The following is a 545-nucleotide window of genomic DNA, read 5'->3' as shown; positions in this document are numbered from 1 at the left end:
GATGTTACGATTGTGTGAATACATAGCACATTCGAGGTAGACGCAGAGAACTGAAACATCTAAGTACCTGCAGGAAGAGAAAGAAAATTCGATTCCCTGAGTAGCGGCGAGCGAAACGGGAAAAGCCCAAACCAACAAGCTTGCTTGTTGGGGTTGTAGGACTCCAATATGGTCGTTCTTTCAGATAGTCGAATGACTTGGAAAAGTCAGTCAAAGAGGGTAAAAACCCCGTAGACGAAATGTGGAAGACACCTAGGAGGATCCTGAGTACGGCGGAACACGTGAAATTCCGTCGGAATCCGGGAGGACCATCTCCCAAGGCTAAATACTCCCTAGTGACCGATAGTGAACCAGTACCGTGAGGGAAAGGTGAAAAGCACCCCGGGAGGGGAGTGAAATAGATCCTGAAACCATGTGCCTACAAGTAGTTAGAGCCCGTTAATGGGTGATAGCGTGCCTTTTGTAGAATGAACCGGCGAGTGACGATGGCGTGCGAGGTTAAGCCGAAGAGGCGGAGCCGCAGCGAAAGCGAGTCTGAATAGGGC

General features: G+C 49.9%; 1 rRNA gene. It reads left to right on the top strand.

Features of this window, described 5'->3' with window-relative positions:
• Nucleotides 1-545: ribosomal RNA gene (locus KSP9073_RS17225) — 23S ribosomal RNA — on the top strand; the annotation flags it as partial.

Source organism: Kushneria phyllosphaerae, from assembly GCF_900312995.1.
GTDB classification, from domain to species: Bacteria; Pseudomonadota; Gammaproteobacteria; order Pseudomonadales; family Halomonadaceae; genus Kushneria; species Kushneria phyllosphaerae.
Note: the sequence above shows the minus strand (reverse complement) of the source record. Positions and strands in the feature narration are given on the sequence as shown.